The organism is Marinagarivorans algicola (assembly GCF_001292705.1).
GTDB classification, from domain to species: Bacteria; Pseudomonadota; Gammaproteobacteria; order Pseudomonadales; family Cellvibrionaceae; genus Marinagarivorans; species Marinagarivorans algicola.
Window position 1 is genome coordinate 105,099 of record NZ_LGAK01000007.1, and the last position, 20,809, is coordinate 125,907.

At 45.0% G+C, this 20,809-nt stretch carries 13 protein-coding genes; 5 read left to right on the forward strand and 8 right to left on the reverse strand.

All coding sequences use genetic code 11. The features are described from left to right. Positions 1-228: 228 nt before the first annotated feature. On the forward strand, positions 229-1,692 hold the full coding sequence (locus tag AC438_RS03110; protein ID WP_053979806.1) for a sigma-54 dependent transcriptional regulator: 1,464 nt from the start codon (positions 229-231) through the stop codon (positions 1,690-1,692). 303 nt (positions 1,693-1,995) lie between these two features. On the opposite strand, the gene AC438_RS03115 is transcribed toward AC438_RS03110, so the two are convergent. Next, the gene (locus AC438_RS03115) at positions 1,996-2,493 is read right to left on the reverse strand and encodes an Lrp/AsnC family transcriptional regulator (protein ID WP_053979807.1); all 498 of its coding nucleotides are present in this window, start codon (positions 2,491-2,493) and stop codon (positions 1,996-1,998) included. Positions 2,494-2,648: 155 nt separating this feature from the next. Between AC438_RS03115 and AC438_RS03120 the strand changes: the two genes are divergently transcribed. Together AC438_RS03120 and AC438_RS03125 are read left to right on the forward strand one after the other, a co-directional pair. Next, positions 2,649-3,632 carry a DMT family transporter gene (locus AC438_RS03120; protein ID WP_053979808.1) on the forward strand — a complete coding sequence of 328 codons (984 nt, stop codon included), beginning with the start codon at positions 2,649-2,651 and terminating at the stop codon, positions 3,630-3,632. A 2-nt stretch (positions 3,633-3,634) separates the two neighbouring features. Continuing rightward, on the forward strand, positions 3,635-4,759 hold the full coding sequence (locus AC438_RS03125; RefSeq protein ID WP_156316978.1) for a Glu/Leu/Phe/Val dehydrogenase dimerization domain-containing protein: 1,125 nt from the start codon (positions 3,635-3,637) through the stop codon (positions 4,757-4,759). A 279-nt stretch (positions 4,760-5,038) separates the two neighbouring features. Here the strand turns inward: AC438_RS03125 and AC438_RS03130 are convergent, their stop codons facing one another. The 7 genes from AC438_RS03130 to AC438_RS17060 form a co-directional block, all read right to left on the reverse strand. Beyond that, entirely contained in the window at positions 5,039-5,644 is a 606-nt protein-coding gene (locus tag AC438_RS03130; RefSeq protein WP_053979809.1) for a MarC family protein, read from the reverse strand. A gap of 176 nt (positions 5,645-5,820) precedes the next feature. Then, complete coding sequence (locus tag AC438_RS03135; RefSeq protein WP_053979810.1) at positions 5,821-8,664, reverse strand: TonB-dependent receptor; 2,844 nt, start codon at positions 8,662-8,664, stop codon at positions 5,821-5,823. 216 nt (positions 8,665-8,880) lie between these two features. Next, positions 8,881-9,864: a FecR family protein gene (locus tag AC438_RS03140; protein ID WP_162230686.1), complete on the reverse strand. Its 984-nt coding sequence runs from the start codon at positions 9,862-9,864 to the stop codon at positions 8,881-8,883. A gap of 108 nt (positions 9,865-9,972) precedes the next feature. Next, positions 9,973-10,515: an RNA polymerase sigma factor gene (locus AC438_RS03145; RefSeq protein WP_082353920.1), complete on the reverse strand. Its 543-nt coding sequence runs from the start codon at positions 10,513-10,515 to the stop codon at positions 9,973-9,975. 418 nt (positions 10,516-10,933) lie between these two features. Then, positions 10,934-12,787, reverse strand: a complete 1,854-nt coding sequence (locus AC438_RS03155; RefSeq protein ID WP_053979814.1) for a M2 family metallopeptidase — start codon at positions 12,785-12,787, stop codon at positions 10,934-10,936. A gap of 3 nt (positions 12,788-12,790) precedes the next feature. After that, complete coding sequence (locus tag AC438_RS17055; RefSeq protein ID WP_202904699.1) at positions 12,791-13,561, reverse strand: oligopeptide:H+ symporter; 771 nt, start codon at positions 13,559-13,561, stop codon at positions 12,791-12,793. After that, positions 13,458-14,279 (reverse strand): peptide MFS transporter, encoded by an 822-nt coding sequence (locus AC438_RS17060; RefSeq protein ID WP_202904696.1) that lies wholly within the window; start codon positions 14,277-14,279, stop codon positions 13,458-13,460. The genes AC438_RS17055 and AC438_RS17060 overlap by 104 nt, the downstream gene beginning before the upstream one ends. 226 nt (positions 14,280-14,505) lie before the next feature. On the opposite strand from AC438_RS17060, the gene AC438_RS03165 reads away from it, so the two are divergent. Beyond that, complete coding sequence (locus AC438_RS03165) at positions 14,506-17,340, forward strand: TonB-dependent receptor domain-containing protein (RefSeq protein ID WP_053979815.1); 2,835 nt, start codon at positions 14,506-14,508, stop codon at positions 17,338-17,340. 429 nt (positions 17,341-17,769) lie between these two features. Beyond that, positions 17,770-20,670, forward strand: a complete 2,901-nt coding sequence (locus AC438_RS17310; RefSeq protein ID WP_053979816.1) for a S8 family serine peptidase — start codon at positions 17,770-17,772, stop codon at positions 20,668-20,670. Positions 20,671-20,809 lie beyond the last annotated feature (139 nt).

The following is a 20,809-nucleotide window of genomic DNA, read 5'->3' on the forward strand; positions in this document are numbered from 1 at the left end:
GTGATTGGTGTTAATTAGTTACTTTATTGGCATTGTTTTGCTCGATCTATCGGGTTTTTTTTCGCATTCAATTATTTGTCGCCAGTTATTTGACTGCGTTGATTTTGTTGGCTATTACTTTATTACAGAGAGACTTTACACCGTGTGAAATCTTCTGTGGGGTGTCGTACATTAACAACAGCACAGTGATGTGTATTGGCTATTGGTTAGCCAAAAGTGGAGAGAGTCATGCTGGGCGAAAAATACGTGCTTGTCATTGAAGATAATACTGAAGTACAGCACGCAATAAAATTAATCTTTGATTTTATGGGCGAGCAGGTCGTGGTGTTGAATTTTAATCAGTGGAAGAGTCAGCAGCAAGACCTTGCACAGCAAGCGGAAGATATCTCGGTCATTGTTTTTGGTGGTACAGGTACTCGCAGCGCGACGGAGGCTTGTCATATCGAGCAAGAAGGGCTTGTGGTAAAAAGCCGCTTTGGCGCAACGGCAATAATGACGATGGGCGTTGACTATGAAGAGCGACTAGCGCTGCTCGATGACAGTATCAAGCGACGTGTACTGACGCAATTACCCTATCCTTTTACTTATTCGCAACTAGTGAATGCATTGCATCGTGCGCAGCGTTTTAATCAAGCTTATGCAAATGCCTCACAAGCGCCCAGTCAGCGTCCCGTGCATTTGTTCCGCAGCTTAGTCGGGACTAGCAAAGAAATTCAAGCAACACGTCAGGTGATGGCGCAAGTTGCTGATACTGACGTTACTGTTTTAATAGAAGGCGAATCGGGAACGGGTAAAGAAGTGATGGCGCGTAACCTGCACTACCATTCGCCTCGCCGAGACGGGCCTTTCGTCCCCGTCAACTGTGGAGCCATCCCAGCAGAGCTATTGGAGAGCGAGTTATTTGGGCATGAAAAAGGGGCCTTTACCGGTGCCATCAGTGCGCGTGCGGGTCGCTTTGAGATGGCTGAAGGTGGCACGTTATTTTTAGATGAAATTGGTGATATGCCTTTGCATATGCAAGTTAAAATATTGCGGGTATTACAAGAAAAAACATTTGAAAGAGTGGGGGGGAATAAAACTTTTACCACGAATGTGCGTATCATCGCGGCTACACATCGACATTTAGAAGGCATGATTGCCGAGGGTGGCTTTCGTGAAGATTTATACTATCGTCTCAATGTATTTCCTATTGTTGCCCCTTCTCTCAAAGAGCGCGCAGAAGATGTTCCTTTACTGATTAATGAATTGGTGTCCCGCCTTGAAAGTGAGCAACGTGGTTCGGTGCGCTTTAATTCTGCTGCTATTTTGAGCTTGTGTAAGTATGCTTGGCCAGGTAATGTGCGTGAGCTCGCTAATTTGGTTGAGCGCATGGCCATTATGCACCCTTTTGGTGTGGTGGGTGTGCAAGATTTGCCCGAAAAATACCGCCATCAAGACTCTGACGTAGAGGATGATATTGAAATGGAGATGGAGCATATTGCGGCATCACCGGCGGTGGTGAGTATGAGTGATCGTGCACTACTGCCTGAGGGGGGGATTGATCTTAAAGAATATATTACTGGCCTAGAGCAAAACCTGATTAAGCAAGCACTCGATGATTCGGGTGGTGTAGTGGCCAGAGCCGCAGAGCGTTTGACAATTCGCAGGACAACCCTAGTCGAAAAAATGCGTAAATATGGTATGAGTCGATAATAAGTCCGCGGCGACACCAAGTCATGTATCTAGCAGCCTATTATAGTTAATAGGCTTGCTGAGCTTTACGCTGATGACGACTTATCGAACTGAGGTATACGGCCGCTAACACACGGTCGTTGAATTGGCTGCGCTTACATACCAATGCATCCGTGTATTACACCTATACCCTCGCGTCTATGCGGCATTGGCCTTGTGTATTTTTGCGCTGTAAAGTTCTCTCGTCTTATCGCTATAAACCGCCATTGGGTATAGGTTATATCACGCCGAGTCATCTTGAGTGTTTAGCGATGTGTATATGAGTTATGTAAAATTATTGACGTCATTGGCAAAAACACTGTCTTTGTCGAAGGGCAAGGGCGAGCCATTTTTAATCGTGCGTATTGAAAAATTACTGTTAATGCTGCTTACTACAGGTAGTCTTTGGATTTCTTTGAGTGTTTTTTCATAAGACATAAGGTCTTTAGCAACAATTTCCAAGCGATAATCTGCAACCCCAGAAACTAGATGACAAGAGATAATGTTAGGAATGTCGTGTACGGCACGCTCAAAAAATATACTACCCTCCTCTTTATTGTTCTCGAGAGAGACATCAACAAAAACTGTAATAGGTAAGCCTATTTTTTCGCGAGAAATAATAGCGCGATAACTCATAATTAAGCCAGAAGCTTCAAGGTTCTTCACTCTGCGGTGGCATGGCGAAGGTGATAAATTTACCCTCTCTGAGACTTGGATATTAGTGAGGCGCCCATTATTTTGTAGGGCTTGTAAAATTTTGATGTCAGTGTTGTCTAAATTCATAATGTACTCACATTGAAATAGTGTGCTAACTAAGAGGGGCATAGTAGCGTGTTCTACTAATAATGACGAATATCTTAGATAAACCCGCAACGACATTTTCGTAATATAAGCGATATTATGAGCGCACTTATTATGTAGATTTGGGATGTCTTTAGATGGCTTTTTTTATTCGACCCGTTTCTGGTACAGGAGCGGGCACGCAGGGGGTGAATTTTGCCGGTTTTGCAGCCATTGGATTGACGATTTTAATCTGGAGTAGCTGGATTATCACAGCAAAAATGGGTGTGGAGTTAAATCTAACATCATTTGATTTGGCGGCAATGCGTTATGGTTGTGCGAGTATTTTTTTGAGCTACTTTGCCTATCAATATCGTAGTGTAATATTTTTAACTAAACCTGGGCACTTAATATGTATCTGTCTAGGAGCTGGGTTGCCATTTCTCTTCTTAGCTACTTGGGGCCTTAAGTTCACGCCTGCTTCGCATGCGGGTATTTTAATTCCGGGCTCTTTGCCTTTGTTTGTGACTGTCTTAACTGCGTTGCGTGCTGGCGTATACCCTAGTGCTGCACGCTTGATTGGCGTGGCTGGTATTATGGTTGGTATTGCAATTCTGATTATTCCTGAAATGCTCGCTTCTGATAGCCCGACAATGTTTGTGGGGCATTTACTTTATTTAGCGGCTGGTCTGAGTTGGAGTATTTATACCGTGGCCGTTAATGAAAGTGCTATTCCTCCATTGGCAGCCTCTGGCTTATTTAGTGTTGTTTCGTGTGTATTATTGTTTATTTTATATATCTTTGGTGCTGCGGATACAAATATAGCTTCGATCGTATTGACCCACGATGTGAGTCGCTATTTATTGATTGTGGTTGTCCAAGGTTTTTTTGTAGGCACACTCTCGGCCTTTTGTTTTACCTATGCCGTGATGACGTTGGGGGCTTCAATTGCAACAGCATTGAGTTCGTTAACGCCATTGATGGTTGTTTTATTGAGCGTACTATTCCTTGGTGAAACTATTAATACTGTTATATTAATCGCCATGGTGATTGTGTGCTTTGGCGTTGCAGTCATGAGCTGTAATGGCCTGTTTCGAAGTTTCGTAATCCCCCCCATATTTTATAGAATGAGGTCAAAATAAGTATGTATACATCCCAAGAAACCCCCGAGCATGAGCAAGTACATTTTTTTCATGACCGTAAAAGCGGATTGCGGGCAATTATTGCGCTGCATGACACAGCATTAGGTGATGCTATGGGTGGGTGCCGTATGTGGCCTTATACTTCTTTTGATGATGCGCTTAAAGATGCTTTGCGTTTGTCAAAAGGTATGAGCTATAAATGCGCGTTAGCAGGCTTGGATATTGGTGGCGGAAAGTCAGTGATTATTGGCGACCCAATGAAAGATAAAACCCCTGAACTATTAAAAGCCATGGCCGAATCGATTAATCAGCTAGGGGGGCGCTATGTTGCTGCAGAAGATTCGGGTACGTCAGTAGCGGATATGAAGGCGATGCAGGAGTATAGCGACCATATTGTGGGTACCACCGTTCAAGAAAACCGTCTGTGGGAGCAAAATGATGGCGACCCTTCACCTGCAACCGCTTATGGTGTGCTGATGGGGATTCAGGCGAGTGTTATGCACAAGTTTGGCAAGGAAAGCCTAGAGGGTTTGAATGTCAATATTCAAGGTCTTGGTCATGTGGGTTTTCGCGTTGCTAAGCATCTTGCTGAGGCCGGAGCGAATATCTATGTCTATGATCCAGTACCTGAGCGTCAAGCACGTGCAGTGAAAGAGCTAGGTGCTGTTGCTGTGAGTGCGAGTGATGTTGTGACAAAGCCTGCTGATATTTTTTGTCCTTGTGCGATGGGTGCCGCGGTTAATTCGACGACATGTGAGCAGTTGGATGTCGCCATTGTTGCTGGTGCTGCCAATAACCAGTTAGCGACATCAGAAGAAGGACGTCGCTTATTTGAGCGTGGTATTCTCTATGCGCCTGACTTTGTGATCAATGCAGGAGGAATTATTGAAGTGGGTATGGGTCGCAAAGGCGAGAGTTCTGATGCGGTAAATAGTCGTGTGGTGGGTATTTCAAGTACATTACTTGAGATTTTCGTACGTTCTGATGCCGATGCAATACCGACTTTTGAAGTGGCCGAACTGATGGCTCAAGAGGTGATTGAGCGCGCACGCAATAAAAGTATTGAACCTAGAGCTGTGGCAGCTCGAGTGACTAACCCTCAGGATAAGACGGCCCTTGCGCTTTAAGACACTTGTGAGTTATTAGTTTAGTATTTTTGGTCATTACATAAATTAAAACCGCATAAAGGCCACTCGATGGTTGTTGTGCGGTTTTTTTATGCTCGTCTATATCTTTTTAGTAGGTCGCTAATGAGTGTAGTGTTTAGGCTAGCAATGAAGTGTCTATATTGAAGGTACGAATCGGTATGAAATGAATACCTAGAGCGTTTCCTAGCTCAGCGGCCCATAAAGGAGTCGCTCTAGAGTATTGTTAATATAATTAATATGCGTGTTGGGGGCTGCTGGTTAAGATGGCGTAATTCCCCAGGTTTTTAAGGCAAGGCCGACGCTATCGATAAACATTTGCGCAGAAACCATAATCAGTAACATACCCACAAGTTTTTCAAGGGCGCTAATACCTCGCTTGCCGATGAGCGAGGCAATGGGTTGAGCCCCCATTAAAATGGCTACCGATGCGCCCCATGCAATGGTGAGTGCAAGTATCCAAATATGCATGCGTGCAGGCTCGCTGCTAGCGAGCAAGATCAAGACAGCAATGGTTGATGGGCCTGCAATCAGCGGTACAGCCAGAGGGACAATCAGAGGTGTGCCTTGTCCATCTACTTTAAATAGTGAGCGATCGCCAGGAAATACTAAGCTCAGTGCAATTAAAAATAATACGACAGCACCAGAAAGTTGGAGTGCGGCGACACTTAAATGTAAGGCTTCGAGTATATATTTACCGGCAATTAAAAAGCTTAATAAAATCAAAAAGCCAATAATCATTTCGCGCAATAGTACTTTTTGACGCTGCTTTTTTTCGACATGTGATAACACGCTGAGAAAAATAGGAATGTTCCCGATAGGGTCAATCACAAAAAAAATCGTTAATATTGCAGCAGATAATTCCATCGTAGGAGCCTTGTAAAATCAGGGGGACCTTCACCTCGTGAATCGAAGTGGGTAAGTGGTTTGTATTATAGAGTAATTGCTTTTTAAAGTTGAGCCTAGTGTGGCTATGTATCGGTTTTTGTTTTTTAAGTGTGCAGGTGCTGGGTGATTGGCGATAGCGTAGATGTTTAATGCATTTAAAACTCAGCGCCGACAGTAAAGTACAAATACCGACCTTTTAAATCATAGGTTCTAGCGTCGTAGTTGTCATTAAAGGCTGAAGCAATAAAGGGGGGCTGTCGATCTAGTAGGTTTTCTATACCTAGTGATATAGAAAAAGGGTGCGTTGATGTCGCATAGCGTAGTTGTGCATCAAACGTGACCCAAGAAGAAATACGACGTGTATCGGTATTACCTTGGGTATTACGGTAATGCTCTGACATGGCGCCGATATAGTTTATCGCATAGTTGGCAATGAAGTTTTTGAAAGGGAAGTGAAAGCCGGCGTTGATTTTCCAGCGGGGTAGGGCGCCATCACCAGACCCAGCAATATCCCTAAAGGTGCCAGCGAGCTCATTGTTGATGGAGTGATTATTGCGGTGGTTACGGTAGCTGTGCAAATAGGAGGCGTTTAACGTGTATTGGGTAGTGTTTCGCGTTGGGCGATAGTGTAAATGAATATCTGCCCCAGTTACTTGGCGATCTCCAATATTGATTAGCGGTGCATTAATGAGAGTAATATTCCCGTTACTGTCACGCCTAACAAAGTCTTTGAAAGCGCCAATGCGTGCATTTTCATCCACGATAGTTTGTGGGCTAGAGTGAATCACATTCACCACGTTGATAGTGTAGGCATCAATAGAAAAGGATAAATTAGGGACAGCTAAAGGCGTGGCATGCAGGCCTAAAACGTAATTGCTGGATACCTCAGGCTTTAAATCGGTTGAGCCGCTATATTGCACCAGAAATTGATTGAGGCTTGAGTCACTTTGCGTGATGCAGCCGCTGTAGGTATTGATGTTTTGTGTGAGCGCGCAAGGATCATTTAAGGCGCTATATTCGAGCGTGCCTTCGGTATAGAGTTCTCGAATACTGGGTGTGCGAAAGCCTCGAGAGTAAGTTGCGCGCATTAATACCGAGGGTGTCAGTGAAAAGCGCAGACCTATTTTAGGTGATAAGTTATTCGTGGTAGTCCTTGAATATGTGTAGCGGGCGGCCAATTCAATATCAAAAAGCGTGTTTTTGGGGAGCTTATCACGTAGCGGAATATAGAGCTCTGAAAACATTTCCAATATGGAGCGCGTGCTTTTTACCGGTGCTTTAACTACCGAACCAATAGTCGATGGACTGTTGTTGTGGTTGGGGCTGAATTCTGAGCGCTCTTTGCGGGCATTCATGCCGATGGCATAATCAATACTTTTTGCTTGCCAATCTAAGCGCTTATTCAGTTGCGCATTAAATCCGTAAATATGACTTTCACCTTTTGCCGATTCTGCTGTTTTAATAAAGGCCAGCTGCTCTTGAGGTATGGTTTGAGGCGAGGTAAAGAGATTGATCGGCGTGCAACCGTCGATGTTTTGACCCAAGCATTGGCTGCTAGGGCCAAGGGCTTGCCTTAGTCGGTGAGCGTCTATTAAGTTGTTGCGATGTTCTTGGGCTTGCGTGGTATTCCAAAAAAAATGTGTCTTGATGGTTTGTTGGCCGACGTGGTATTGAAAGCCGATATTGGTGTAAAGACTATTGGCTTTATTGATTTGTGTGCGCGGTTCTAGCTCTATGAGACGGCGCCGTAAATCTGTAATGTCGAGGTTGAAGGGGTTATAAATATTGCTTTGGCTGACGGTAATCGGCTCGGGTAAAAATGCTGTGTAAATAGGGGTGGGTGCGAGTGTAATAGCGGCTTTTGTTTGGCTAAAAAGGGCAAAGCTTTGTACCGTTAAGTGATCATTCAGGCTATGTTGTGCATTACCATAAAGACTTAAACGGCTCGAGGGAGATATTGTAGATGTCTGCTCACGAAAGTTAAAAAGGTCTTCGGTGGTTGTAGGGCGATAGTCATTGACTGAGTTTCGCGCTGGGTGAGTATTGGGTGTTATTGAATCTGCCGGTGGCGCAGTATTTAAAATTAAGTTTTGTCCGTCTGGCAGTGTGAGACTTGTATAAGGTGAGGCGCTCGTACGCTTATCTTGCCCCCCTTGCGCGCGACCATCAGCGCTGGCGCTGAGTACTCTATCTCGGCTAAATAACCCGTCTTGTCGGTAATAAGATAAGGCTAGTAAAGCCGAGTGCGTATCGCTTGTTTTACCGATTAATCCGTTAGTACTTTTAGTATGGGTATCCCCTTTACTGGTAATACCATTGTAATGTTCGAGTTTGACGCCGTTATAGCGCTCTAACATATGAATATTGATAACACCTGCAATCGCATCTGAGCCGTAAATAGCCGAAGCGCCATCCTTGTAGATATCGAGTGATTGGATGGCAATAGGGGCCATGGTGTTCAGGTCAACTGAGTCGCCGGCTAAGCCATCAAAGACGGCGCGATGGCCGTTAACAAGCACTAGCGTGTTATTTGCTGGCAGTCCGCGCAAGGCCACTTTTGTTGTGCCGTCACCGCCATTGGAGACGGCTGTACTGGTTGAGTTGCCTGAGACGGAGGGGGTAAATTTTAAGAGTTCAGCCAGTGATTGCGTGCCTGATCGTGCCAGTTGTTCGGCAGTAATAATATCAATAGGCGCAATGGCGTTATTTTGTGTTTTGCGAATGTGTGAACCGGTCATCCAGTGGCCTAAGACTTCGATGGTTTCAATCGTGCTGCTGCGGTTTAACTCAAGGGGCGCGCGCGCCTGAGCGGGTGTTTTATTGCGGATAATTGCAATGGATTGTTGACCGACTTGCTTGTATTGATAGTCTGAATTTTTAAGTAATGTGTCAAGCGCGGCTCGCGTACTGTGGAGGCCGCTTAGTTGTGTGATCTGTATATTATCTGTGATACGGTCAACAATCAGAATATTAGTACTGGTTTGACTGCCGAGTTCCACAAGCGCTGTTGCTAGCTGGTCAGCCTTTATCTGTAGTAAGTGCTCGGTGTCAAGATCGTTACCCCAGCACCTGCAAATGCCTGCAAAAAAGAGTACGAATAGTTTTAAGGGCGAGAGCCGCTTAGCGCAATAGGAGGGTATAAAACCGAGAGTTATCACAGTAAGGCGGCCGGTTTAGGCGCTGAATTAATGAGTTAATCCACAAAAGGCAAACATTCACTGCAGCCTAATTTGTGGTGCACGCCCGTGATGAACTAACTCTAAATTAAAGCTGGCAAGAAGTGCAGCGAGCGCCTCTTCAGGATCATTGACATTGAGTGTTCCGTCTACTTTTAATCCGTTGATCATCTCTTTATCGAAGGTGGATACAGGTGTAAGTGAGACAGGCGTTGTTAAATATCGGTTCAAGTCTTCAATAACTTGCTTAAGGGGGGCTTGAGAGTAAATGAGTTGTTGGTTTTGCCACGCCAGTTGGTGGGTGATATTGGCGTCATTCACCACGGGAGTATGATACGGCTCAAGGGTAACGTGATGATTAGCGGTAACTTGCATGCTGTGATTAATACCGTTAGTTTCTATGAGTACAACACCTTCAGTAATTGTAACAGCGGTGGTATGAGCTTGTTTTTTGATATTGAAGGCTGTGCCAATAGCGTGTACACGGCCATCTCCGGTGTTCACAATGAAAGGTCTGTTGGGGTTGCTCGCAACATTAAATAAAGCTTCACCTTTGACCAGTTTCAGGTAGCGTTGTTTGGCTGTAAAGCGGATATCAATTTGGGTGTCGGTATTCAAAGAGAGCGTGGAGCCATCTTCAAGGGTGATACGTTTGGTTTCACCCACGGCAGTACTGAACGACTGTAGTTGTGGCTCGTAAGGGGCGGGCAGGTAATTAAGGCTCAAGGCGCCCACAATCAATAGTAAACAAGCGGTGAGTGCAAGCAGATGAGTGTAGCTTTGCGATACGGTATGCCGAGAGCAGTGTTGGTCAACTTCGTGGATAAACTCGGGTATTTGGTCGAGTTGACTTGTCAGTTGCCAAGCCTCTTTCATTTTTTGATAGGCCTGCTGATGCTTCGTGCTAGCGTTGATCCACTTTAAAAAAGCTTGATTATCAGCCACTTTTGGTGACCCCGTATTCAGCACGCTGACCCATTGAGCCGCTTCTTCAAGTAGTCGATCGCTTGGTGATGATTTCATAGTAATCATATAAGAATATTAGACATTGGATACCAAGCGCTTATTTCGCCAAGTGAGGGCATCTTATGATGGTGCATTAACTAATAGTAGCATCTAAATGACGCTGCATCACAGCGCCTCATTGTCTTCTAGTAATTCTTTTCGACATTGTTTCAGTGCGTTAAAAATATACTTTTCAACGCTTGACGTGGAAACGCTCATTGTGGCAGCAATGTCGTTATATGTCATGCCTTTTATGCGATGTAAGAGAAAAGCACGACGCTGCTTCTCAGGCATACGCGATATGACCGATTGAATGCGAGTTAGTTCATGTTGGGCTGAGACAACTCGATCAGGCCCAGGGGCCGAGTAAGCAGAATCAGTGGTGTTATTCTCATTTGCTGTCGCACCAATCGCAGAGTACATATAGGACTCATGAAGTTTTTGCCGGCGCTTCATATCGATAAAAATATTGGATGCCGTTTGATACAAGTACGACGTAGGGTTCACAATATCGTATTGCTTGGCGGCCAGTTGTACCTGCATAAAGGCGCTCTGAGCAATATCCTCAGCATCTTGCATATTCGGTGTTTTCCTTCGGATATAGCAAGTTAGCCTATTGCGATGTTCATTAAATAGTTCTTCTAAATCTAAGCGTTCAGTTAAAGGCATTTTATTACAACTGCTCTTAATTAGAGTGGATTCGATACAACGACACGAATTGATGCGGGTCAGTTTTACACTCTAGAAACGCAATTGCTATACCATTATTGAAACATTTGTTTTATTTGGCTGTTAAAGGGGGTTAAAAAGAATATTTGACTCATTTTGCAAGGTTTGTTGGGAGAAAAATCTAATTTGGGGTCTTTTTTTGCGTCTTATCAGAATGCGGTTAAATACCACTGTTATTTTATGGTGCGTCTTGTAGCTGGGGCACCATTTTGGCGTGTATATCATTTCTCCGGTGTGGGGGAGCGCCTGCATCGCTTTACGCTTAAAGTGGTGAGCTTCATCTGGCCCAACAAAAAAGCCCAGCGTCAAACGATTTGACGCTGGGCTTATAAAGGAGTGTGTGAGGCTTAAATGTGATTTACCATCCGCATTGGCGATCGGCGTTTTCTTGGGAAAGCCATTGTTGCAAGGGTTTAAAGTACTCGAGTAACGCGCTGGCATCCATGTGAGGTTGCCCGGTCATCGTTTGCATAGCTTTGGGCCAAGGTTGACTAGCCCCCATCGCCAGTACGTCCCCTAGTTGCTTACCTGCTTCTTTGCTGCCATAGATAGAACAGTCAGAGATTTCGCCGTTAAAGCCTGCGGTGTCACAGAGCGCCTTATGAAATTGAAACTGAATAATAAACGATAAGAAGTAGCGTATGTAAGGTGTATTACCCGGTATATGATACTTAGCTCCAGCATCAAAATAGCGCTCATCACGAGCTGTTGGCGGGCTAATACCTTGGTACTTTCTCCTCAAATCCCACCATGCGGCGTTGTATTGCTCGGGTGGGATCTCTTTAGAAAAAACCTTCCAGCGCCATTCATCAATTAACTTACCAAAAGGCAAAAAGGCGATTTTTTCAAGCGCCATACGCATTTGTTGGTTGATTTTAGCTTCATTGCCGTTAGCAATGTCTTTGATGAGGCCTTTCTTTTTAAGGTGCTCGGGTGTCATCGAGAGCACAATGGTATCGCCGATAGCCTCGTGGAAACCGTCATGCGCGCCCGTTCTAAAGAGAGGTTCAAGGTCTTTGTACATTAAAAAGTAATAAATGTGACCGAGCTCATGGTGAAGTGTTGAGAGCTGCTCGGCATTAGGTTCTACGCATTGTTTGATGCGAGGGTCTTTACCGCCGTCGAGGTCCCAAGCGCTGGCGTGACATACCACATCGCGATCGCGCGGTTTGGTGAGCATCGAACGCTGCCAAAAGGTATCGGGCAGCTCAGGTAGGCCGAGTGAAACAAAAAATTCTTCAGCGGCGCGGGTCATTTTTTCTGCGTCGTATTCCTGAGCAAGCAAAGCCGGAGTGACATCGGGCGTTGATTTACCTGGAAAAGGCTCAACAACATCATAAATGTTGTTCCATGTTTGTGACCACATATTCCCAAGTAGGTGTGCAGGAATCGGTGCATTGGGGTCAACCTTGTCTTTGCCGTAGGTTTCGCCTAGCTCGTGGCGCACATAGCAGTGCAGTTGCTCGTAAAGAGGTTGCACTTGAGTCCAAAGCCCATCAACGACCTGTTCAAATTCGGCGACAGGCATATCGTAACTGGCTTTCCACATTTGTGCGAGATCGCCATACCCAAATTCATTGGCGCCTTCATTCGTTAGTTCTACAAAGCGCTCGTATTTTGGGCGTAAAGGAATGGCGACTTCGCGCCAGCCTTGCCATACCTCAAGGAGCTCATCGTAGTTTCTTGAACTGGCTAAAATGTTTTCGAGCTCTTGCAGTTGTAGGCAGCTACCATCTTCGCGACAGTATTCCCCTGCACCATAAATACCACCCATTTCGGTGGCGATACGGCTCAGTTCTGCACGTTTTTTGGCATCAGCAGGGGCTGGCATTGACGTCGACAAAACCAACAACTTAAGGGCACGCGCCGTGTCTTTGCTCATGCCTTGTGTAGGGAATTGCTTAGCTTGGTTGACCGCCTGACTTAGATAGGCCTGATAGCGCTCAGAAGCCTTGGCAGCTAATAAAGCGGTATCTTCGGTGATGTAGGTAGCGCGCACCCATTGTGCGGCACCCGCCTCGTCGCTAATAGTTTTAATGTCGATATTAAACTGCGTTAAAAAATCTTCTGGTGACACCTGTTGTGTTACAGGTGTTACAGTCATGGGCTTTTCTTGTGCAGTTGGCGTGGTTGTGACCTTGTCTGATCCGCTTGAGCAGCCGCTCATAAGAGCGACGCTGGCGATCATGCTGGCTAGCGTCTTAGTGCTCATGATCTAGCTCTCGCTTTTGGTGCTGGAAGGGTCTAAACGTTTTAGCGACTTTGAGAAAACTAATAAAAGTATGCCCGCAACGCCGCATAGGATAACAATTTGCATGTAAATATCGGGGAAGTCTTGGAGTGACTCGCTATCAAAGTGACCTGCAAGTAAGCCGGCTAGAATATTGCCGATCGCAGAGGCGCAAAACCATAGCCCCATCATTTGCCCCACGTAAGATTTGGGGGATAAACGACTGATCGCGCTTAAGCCCACAGGGCTTAAACATAGCTCGCCCATAGTATGTAGTAAGTAAGTGAGTACCAACCAGTAGGGTGCTGCCAAGCCACCGCCGGTGACAATTTTTGCAGCAACAATCATGACGGCAAAGCCTGCGGCAAGCAATAGTAAGCCAAAGGCAAATTTAACGGGTGAGCTAGGCTCTAAAAAACGCTTAGAGAGCCAAATCCATAGCATGCTGTAAAGTGGTGCTAGCAGCACAATAAAGGTGGGGTTAAGTGACTGGTACCAGCTCGAAGGTATAGTGAAAGAGAGGGAGTCAATGGTGTTATCAACGTAGCGATCAGCAAATAAGTTGAGTGATGAACCCGCTTGCTCAAAGCCTGACCAGAATATAGCCGAGGCGATGCATAGTGTCAGTATGAGGTAGCAAGATTTTTTTTCTTTAGGGTCTAGGCCACCAAAGAATAAAATATATCCAAAATATAAAAAAGAATACAGCTGAAATAAACTGCGCGGTGTAGACCGCCAATACTTGTGGAGAAATATTAATCCAGCCTAAGGCAATGGCTGAAAAAATAGCGATCAATAAAGCGCCGCCACTTAAAATAATAGTCCACGCTTTTTGTGGGTTTTCGTAAGGCGCCGATACCGCTAAGCCGGCATCACCTAATTTGTGCTCGCCACGTTTGTATTGAATTAAACCCAGTACCATGCCAACACCGGCAGCACCAAAACCCCAATGCCAGCCAAATAATTCGCTTTGGCCTAAGCCTCCGCAAACTAAGGGGCCCAAGATTGCACCAAGGTTGACACCCATATAAAACAAAGTGAAGCCAGCGTCTCGGCGACGGTCATTTTCACTGTACAGCGCGCTGACAAGGCCGGCAATATTGGGTTTGAGCAAGCCTGTACCAATAGCAATCAGCATCAAGCCGATAAAAAAGGAGTAAGAGCCGGGCGCTGCCATGGTAAAGTGCCCAGAAGCAATAATAGCGCCGCCCCAAAAAACTGAGCGTCTAGCGCCTATTAGCCTGTCAGCAATCCAGCCGCCAGGGAGGGCAAGCAAGTAGACCGCAGCAGTGTAGATACCATAAATGGCCACTGCATTTTTATCGGTAATACCAAGACCGCCATTTTCAATGGCGTCTACCATAAAAAGAACTAACATGGCACGCATGCCATAATAGCTCATACGCTCCCAGACCTCGGTAAAAAATAAAGGCCTTAACCCTGCGGGCTGACTGGAAATGCTAGAAAGAAACATGAAACACCTTAGCCTAAAAGTAGGCAATGAGATGGAAAAAGTGGATAATAGGGGTGAAGCTTACGTGAAAAGACGTCGCAAGGGGTGTTTACCTCAAACTTAATTGGTATTTTGTAAAAAAAAGGATTGGAAGTCATCTTTTTTAAAAAAAATGTAATTAAAATTGAGGAAAAATGTGAGCGGTACGTCATGACACTGAAGATTATTAATATAATGGGGAACTTAAATGTCTACATATCATCCAAAAAATAAACTGGCAGTGGCTGTTTCAGCCGCTCTGGTGGTTTTTTCTACAGCTTCTTTAGCTCAAGAAAAGCCAGGGAAAAACGCCGGGCCTGTTGAAGAGGTTATTGTTACTGGTTCTGCTATCGTACGTGAAGATTTGGAAGGTTCGTTGCCTATTCAAATTCTGGATGTTGCTGATATTGCCCGCACAGGTGTTACTAATACGGGTGATCTCATTGCTCAGATACCAGCTATGCAAGGCTTTACAACACCCGCTGATTCTGTTGGTGGCGGCGGCGGCGGTATTCAAACGGCCAGTATTCATGATATCGGCGCAGCTTACACGTTAACTTTGCTCAATGGTCGTCGCTTGGCACCAACAGCTTCTGGTGGTGTGATTGATTTACGTGCTATTCCTGTGAGCGCCTTAGAGACTGTAGAGGTACTTACTGATGGTGCCAGTGCTTTATACGGTTCTGATGCTATTGCGGGCGTAGTTAACTTTAAGTTAAAGGATGAAGTCGATGAAACGCGTATATCTATTGGTTATGACGCCCCTCAAGAAAGTGGAGGTGAAACATTTTCTTTTGACCTGAGTACGGGCTTTGGTAGCTTTGATGAAGATGGCTATTCATTTGTTGCGGCTTTTAGCCATGAGGAGCGTGACGCTCTTAAATCAATAGATCGTGACTTTGCAAAAACAGGAATCTTAACCGTTACTCATCCAGGGCTTGGTGTAGATGGTATTTATTTTAGAGGCTCTGGTAATGCTATCCCCGGTAATGCGAGAGTTCGTTATACCGACCCTGATAAGACCGATGACCCTGCTACAGACCGTGATGAAAGGTTAACTGAATATCAATTTAACCCTTATTTCCAAAATAATGGAAAGAAATGTGCTCAGAGTAATGCTCCGCTTTTGCTTGGCAAAAACGACACAACTGATGCCGGTGAGCAGTGTTTCTTTGACTTTACTAGCACGATAGAAATTATTCCGGAGCAAGAGCGAGACTCATTGTTTTTGAATGGCCGCGTAGCGATCAATGATGACCTAACCGCGTTCGGTACGATCGTCTACTCTGATTCGATCTTGACATCTCGTATTGCCCCGTATCCTACGGGCTGGGTGACGCTACCTAATGACTCGAAGTTGGTTGCTGATGAGATTCTGCCTCATCTGACTGATGTGCAGAAAGATAATCTTGTTAACGTCGGTGGTCGCTGGCGCTCACTTGCAGCTGGCAACAGAACAACGGAGCGTGAATCTGAAGCGTTAAGTACTGTTTTTGGTCTAGAAGGTAGCTTTCATGATATAACTTATGACACAGCTGTCACTTATTCTCGTAATGAGCAAAAACAGAACTATCCTACTGGCTGGTTGTTGCTGGAAGAATTTAATGATCTTGTTTCGTCAGGCGGTTTAAATATTTTTGTTGACGCTGAGTCAATTCCTGAGTCAGAAAGGGCGGCGCTCCAAGGCGCTGTCTATAGTGGAAACTGGGATAGTGTCGACACTGAGGTTGTTTCTTGGGATGCTAAAGCCAGTATGCCACTTATGGATATGAACGGTGGTGAGTCGGTTTTGGCTGCTGGGTTTGATGTCCGAAAGCAAAGCTATACGCGCAATATTGCAGAAGCAAATAAGAATGAAGAGTTGTTGTTCTTATCAAAAGATACTCCTTACGACTTATCACGTTCGCAGTGGGGTATTTTCGCTGAATATTTCATGCCTTTAACTGATAGTCTTGAAATGACAGCTTCTTTACGCTACGACAGCATTGGCGATATTCAAGATGATCTTGATGATAGGGTAGTTGGTAATACTGAAACCGATTTGACTTATAAATTTACAGGTCGTTGGGATGCAACTGAAACTCTTGCTCTGCGTGCATCATATGGTACAGGTTTTAAAGCTCCTAGTATGCGTCAAATTGCCGAGCCACGTAGTGACTTTGGTGTAACCTCTGGGAATTTTCCTTGCCCATTCCTGTCTACAGATCCGCTGTATAATGCTTGCTTAACAGGCAATTCACAGTATGGTGTTTTTCGTGAGGGTACAGCAACGTTAAAGCCTGAAACTTCTACTCAGTTAACTGCTGGTTTTGTTTTCCGTCCAGCGAACGGTAGTAACCTAACGGTTGACTATTGGGACGTAGAAATTGAAGATATTGTAGAGCGTTTAACAGAGGCTCAAATTTTTAATAATGCTGAAGTTTACCGTGATTTATTTACTACTCGATTGAATAAATCTACCAGTGAAAATGAATTGGCAATTATTCAAGCTGCTGTAAATGGCGGTACTTTTAATGCAAAAGGTATAGACTATAGTTTTAGTCAAACAGTTGATACCGAGATTGGAGAGTTAACATCAGCATTGACCGGAACCTATATGATCGAGTCAGAAAGCTCGCTAACGGGTTCAAGCTTGGGTCGTTTTGGTGATAATGATGCTGTAACTTTCAGAAATCGTGTCCAGTTAAACGTTGGTATTGATCATGGTGTTTTTTCACACGGCGTAGCAGCTAATTTCCGCTCAGGTTATCGTGATCAAGCCCAATCAATTAATTTGATTGATGCTGAAACTGGTGAAGCTGACTTTAGTACCGACACACCGATACAGTTATATGTTCCTTCTTATGTGACATGGGATTATCAAGCGAAATTGGGTTTAATGGATGAGCAGCTTGATCTTACCTTCGGTATCAAAAACTTCATGGATAAAAAACCTCCTTTAACTTTACGTAGTAGTGGTGCGGGTCACCAGGTAGGGTGGGACCCACGCTATGTTGATGCGTACGGTCGTACTTTTTACTTAAGAGCTAGCTATGGCTTTTAGGTTGTAAATTAAAAAGCTCGCTTCGGCGAGTTTTTGGGTCGTTTGTTTACTTTATATAATGACCGATTAAAACCCAATATTATTTTTATAGTATTGGGTTTTTGTTTTTCTGGGTGCTGATAGATTATTTTTTAGGTATATGAGTATCCAACTTCGGTGCCGCGACACAATCATTTGATTAATATACTTTTATGCACGCATTATTGCGTTGAATGATGAGTGTTGCTGGCTGTTTGATGGGGGCTCACTTATGGTGCGTACATTAAGAGTGGTGGGTGATTATGTCAGTTTTTTGTCAGTTACCAATAAAAAAACACTTATTTCATTGAGGATAACGGTTATTCCTTCGTCTTATATTAAGTAGGTGTCTTGGCTTTTGATTCTTATTTAAAGCCTATTAATATATGTTTGATTGTGAGGAATATCTCGATGAAATTAAAAATGTTGTCACTGGTTGTGTCATGCGCTATTGCTGGCGGTACTATTCCGTTATGCAGTGCAGCCGATGCAGTGATCCCCGCTAAACAGGATTTTTTGGATATTCGTGGATCGGTTAAGTTTAATAAAGAAGCGGTTAGTAGCTACTTTATTCGTGTGGATATGCCCTCTGTTGTTGAATGGCAAAAGCGCCAAGCTAGCCAAGGTAAAAAAGTTACTGAACAGCAAAGAAAAAGTTACATTGCCAAAGTAAGAAAAGAGCTGAAAAAAGTCATTGCGCAAACAGAGGCTGCAGGCTTTACTGCGATTAACCCCGTGGTAGCAACTGATGTTGGTTTTTCGGTGAAGGCAACACGCGAACAAGCGGATGCATTAAGCAAAAAAACACGTGTTAAATCAGTGGTGCCTAAGCGTATATTAGATGCGCAGCGTACTTATAGTACACGCTGGGTAGGTGGTGAGCGCGCACATGTTGAGTATGGCCTGAAAGGTAAAGGTCAAACAATTGCGATTATTGATAGTGGTATCGATTATTTCCACTCTGACTTTTTAGGTTCGGGCAATAAAGACGACTACGACGGTAATGACCCAGCCATTATTGAGCCAGGCACCTTCCCAACGCCTGTTGTGGTTGATGGCTATGACTTTGCTGGCTTTGATTATGATGCTGGGGATTCGGAATTATCAACACCTAGCCCTGATCCTGACCCCGTGGATGACGGCAACCACGGTAGTCATGTGGCGGGTATTGCAGCAGGGCGCAGCCTTGGCCCTGATATGGCGACAGGTATTGCGCCTGAAGCAGATTTATACGCATTAAAAGTCTTTGGTGCAGAAGGCTCGACAGATCTTGTCTCTCAAGCGATTGAAAAAGCCATCGATCCCAATGGTGACGGTGACCCAGAAGATGCGGTTGACGTTATTAACATGAGTTTGGGTTCGTTGTTTGGTAGCCCTGATGCAGCAACAGCTGTGAGTGCGCAAAATGCGGTAGAGGCCGGTGCGGTAGTTGTGGCTTCAGCGGGTAACTCGGGTAACGATATTGCTTATGTGAGCGGTTCACCGGCTTCAGCGCCGGGTGTGATTGCTGTTGCATCATCATTGGCTGGCGGCGTAGAGAGCTTTTTCTTGAGCTTTGATGCTGAGACGGGCAATGACTATGACTTTTTTGCAACCTATGCCGCGATCTCTCCTGAATTGGATACCCGCATTGAAGGCGCTTTAAGTGTTAGTGAGCCTTTTGAGGCATGTGATGCGCTGACCAATAGTTTTGATGGCGGTATTGCAGTGATTTCGCGTGGTAGCTGTGCCTTTACTACGAAGCTTGAAAATGCATTGGCCGCTGGCGCAAGTGCTGCGGTTGTGATTAACAATGTGCCAGGCGCTCCGTTTGCGATGGGTGGTACTGATGTTACCTTGCCTGCGGCGATGATTAGCCAAGCCGAAGGCGCTCTTTTATTAGCTGAGCTTAATAGCAGTGCGATTGCTGGTGAGTTTGCTGCATCAAATACCCGTGCTAACACTATCGATGACGATACCATCTCTGACTTTAGCTCACGTGGTCCCGGTGCGACAGGGCTTTTCAAGCCTGATGTTGCTGCTCCTGGTGATGAAATTGAAAGTGCGCTTGCCGGTAGTGGTCGCGAGACATTGACTATATCGGGTACTTCTATGGCAGCGCCGCAAGTCGCTGGTATGGCGGCTTTATTGCGTGAAAAGTTCCCTGAGCTTGGCCCTGATGCTATTAAGGCAATCATTCAAAACTCAGCCCGACCTGCAAAATTATTAGGTCAAGTAGGTTCACCACCTTTAAGCTTGCAAGGTACCGGTATTATTGATATCGAAAAAGCGTTGAATTCAACGGCTTATGCGATGCCTGGCGGTTTAGGTTTTGGCTCGTTTAAGCCCGAGTACAACGATGCTATGACCCAATGGGTTGAAGTGACTAACTTCTCTGACAAAGATCAGCGCTTTAAAGTGAGCGTTGAAGAGAACACGGGTGCCGGCTCGGCGGGTATTACGGTTGAAGTATCACAAGAAATCTATGTAGCGGCAGGTCAAAGTGCACGTTTACCGGTCACTTTACGTATGCAATCTAACGCATTACAAGGCGAAGCTGATGCATTAGGTGAGTATGACGGTTGGGTAGTATTTGAAAGTGCCGAGGCATCGTTGCGTGTGGGTTACATGGCATTGATCGAGCCAGCCTCTAGTGTGAATATCTCTCGCCAGGGTGATGAGTTTAAGTTGCGTAACGTGGCGTTTGGTGACGCAACTGTTTTAGGTTTTACACAAACTGACGTTAATGCAAGAGACAGCAACTTAGGCAGCAGCTTGGGTTACCGCTCGGTATCAGAAGAAAGTGTTGCCTTTGCATTTAATGCTCCGCAAGATTGGACACATTTTTCACAATATGTTTTAACCATGAATATTGATGTGAATGAAGATGGCCAGCCTGATTTTCGTGCGATTGTGGGTGATTTGAATGCCTTAGATCCAGAAAATAACAGAAGCACAACCGGTACTGTTGCGAGCGGTATTGATAATTTAGCAACGGGTTCGCGTAATTTGTTGTATGTTGCTGACGTTGAAACCAATAGCTCAGTATTGCAGTATCAGTTAGATGCTTACGGTGATTTTGGCTTTTTGGCTGAAGGTGATACCACGTTTGATTACACATTAACCTTACGTAATCGCTTTAATGGCGACGGCGAAGCGGTTTACATGGGCAGCGGTTCGGTTGATCTTGCTCGCCAAGTAAGCTTTGACTTCCCAGGTATTATTCTACCTGCTCAAGATGGTGCGCAATTGCAAGTGGGTGGTCAAGGCGTACCGATGCTTGTGATTCCGACAGAAAACGAGCCAGCAAAACGTGTGAAATTAGTACGCTAATTTAGCCAGTTTTGTTATTTAAGATGTAAGCACTCAGTACTACTGGGCTTATGAAAACGCTCCTAGCGATTTGCTAGGGGCGTTTTTTTGTGTCTATTGAATTTTGGATGGCCTAGGTTTTTAAAGGTCGATGGAGGTT